This window comes from Nitrosospira multiformis (assembly GCF_900111585.1).
GTDB classification, from domain to species: Bacteria; Pseudomonadota; Gammaproteobacteria; order Burkholderiales; family Nitrosomonadaceae; genus Nitrosospira; species Nitrosospira multiformis_B.
This window is the reverse complement of record NZ_FOHI01000019.1, coordinates 1-2,023: the sequence shown is the minus strand read 5'-3', so window position 1 is coordinate 2,023 and position 2,023 is coordinate 1. Positions and strand designations below refer to the sequence as shown.

Sequence of the window (2,023 nt, the reverse complement as noted above, 5' to 3'; positions counted from 1 at the left end):
TGTCACCGGCAAATGTAAATTGATACAGGGTGGCAAGTGAGAATTGATACACCTCGACATAGGGATAATTGCCGCTTTTTGAGCGGCGATGTTTTCATACGAGGAGTACATGCAAATCAAGATACTGCACAAGCAAGGCAAGAGTCTGCGTGCCATTGCATGCGAAGTTGGCTGTTCGGTCAATACCGTGCGCAAGTATTTGGTTGAAGATTCGGTCCCTGCGTTCAAGGCCCGTCTTCCCCGCGTAACCAAGCTTGCGGCATTTGAAGCGTATCTGCGGCAGAGGGAGGCATCGGCTGCACCGGATTGGATTCCAGCTACCGTGCTATGGCGGGAGATACGGGAAATGGGCTTTACTGGCTGTGAACGGACGGTGCGCAACTTTGTTGCCACATTACGGCCGGCTCCAGCGCCTGACCCTGTGGTGCGCTTTGAGACAGCACCTGGTGACCAAATGCAGGCAGACTGGATCGAGTTTCGACGCCGCAAGTCATCGAGCTTATTCGCCTTCGTTGCCACGCTTGGGTACAGCCGGGCCAGCTATGTCGAGTTCGTTTCCGATATGCGGCTTGAGACACTGCTGGCATGCCATGCGAATTGCTTTGAGTGGTTTGGCGGTGTGCCACGCCGCACCCTCTACGACAACATGAAGACTGTGGTCATCGAGCGCAATGCCTATGGGCCAAAGCGGCATCGCTTCCAGCCGGGATTCCTCGATTTTGCCCAGCATTATGGATTCCAGCCACAGTTGTGCCAACCATACCGCGCCAAAACCAAAGGCAAGGTTGAGCGTTTCAACGGCTACCTGCGCCGATCCTTCTATGTGCCGCTGACCGCCCGCCTCAAGGCAGCGGGTCTTGAGCTTGATGTGACGACCGCCAATACCGAGGTCTGGCGTTGGCTACGGGAAGTAGCAGATGGGCGGGTGCATGGCACTACCCAGCGGCAGCCTGGCGAGCAATTGCGCGTTGAGCGGCCTGTCCTGCAGAGCTTGCCGCCGATATATCCAGCCTGGAACAAACCGGCAACAGCGGCAAGCGGTCAGGAACTGCGTGAGCGCTTTCATGACTGGCCGTCGCCAGTGCAGCATCCGTTATCGGTCTACGAGCAGTTCGTAGGGGTGCCGACATGAACCTGGCGCAGGAACGGATTGCCGAACTGTGCGGACAGCTCAAGCTCTCCACCGTTGCGGATGCATTGCCCCATCTGGCGCAGAAGGCTGTCAGCAACGATGCCAGCCTGACTGAATTCCTGGAGTCAGTGCTCAAGACTGAAGTGGCGGCACGTCTGTCACGGCAAAGAATGACCCTTGCCAGGCTTGCAAGCTTCCCTGCGATCAAAACCCTGGATAGCTTTGACTTCAGTGCTGCCACAGGCGTACCCAAGGCACAGATTCAGGAGTTGGCAAGCCTTGCCTTCATCGAGCGAGCCGAGAACGTGGTGCTGCTTGGGCCAAGCGGCACTGGCAAAACTCACATCGCCATCGCTTTGGGCTACGCCGCTACGCAAGCAGGCATCAAGGTTCGGTTCATCACCGCTGCCGACCTGTTATTGATTCTGACGACTGCGCACCGGCAAAATCAGCTTGCCGAGGCACTCAAGCGATTCGTCAATCCATATCGCCTGCTGATTATTGACGAGATTGGCTATTTGCCAATGAGCCGGGAACAGGCCAATCTGTTCTTCCAGGTAATCGCCAAGCGCTATGAAAAAGGCAGCCTGATCTTGACCAGCAACCTGCCGTTTGGGCAGTGGGATCAAACCTTCGCCAGTGATGCCACCCTGACCGCCGCCATGCTGGATCGACTGCTGCATCACGCCCATGTGGCGTCGATTCAGGGAGAAAGCTTCCGTTTACGTGACAAGCGCCGTGCGGGACTGCTGGCTCGAAATAGGTCCATCGAAGAGGAGGAGGTGCAATTGTAAAAAATCATCGGCAATACCATTAATACCACAGATGGGTGTATCAAATTTCAATTGCCGATGTCGAAAAAACTGTATCAGTTTTAAATTGCCGTTGACA

2 protein-coding genes are annotated in these 2,023 nt (G+C 55.5%); both read left to right on the top strand.

What is annotated here, in order from left to right:
* Positions 1-88: 88 nt before the first annotated feature.
* Positions 89-1,132, top strand: a complete 1,044-nt coding sequence (gene istA / locus BMW46_RS14820; protein WP_074709434.1) for an IS21 family transposase — start codon at positions 89-91, stop codon at positions 1,130-1,132.
* Positions 1,129-1,926 (top strand): IS21-like element helper ATPase IstB, encoded by a 798-nt coding sequence (gene istB, locus BMW46_RS14815; RefSeq protein WP_074709433.1) that lies wholly within the window; start codon positions 1,129-1,131, stop codon positions 1,924-1,926. Before istA ends, istB begins: the two co-directional genes overlap by 4 nt.
* Positions 1,927-2,023: the final 97 nt, after the last annotated feature.

Bases quoted from the DNA above. Each gene is read 5' to 3' on its own strand.
- istA (WP_074709434.1), top strand. From the start codon at position 89: ATGTTTTCATACGAGGAGTACATGCAAATCAAGATACTGCACAAGCAA.
- istB (WP_074709433.1), top strand. From the start codon at position 1,129: ATGAACCTGGCGCAGGAACGGATTGCCGAACTGTGCGGACAGCTCAAG.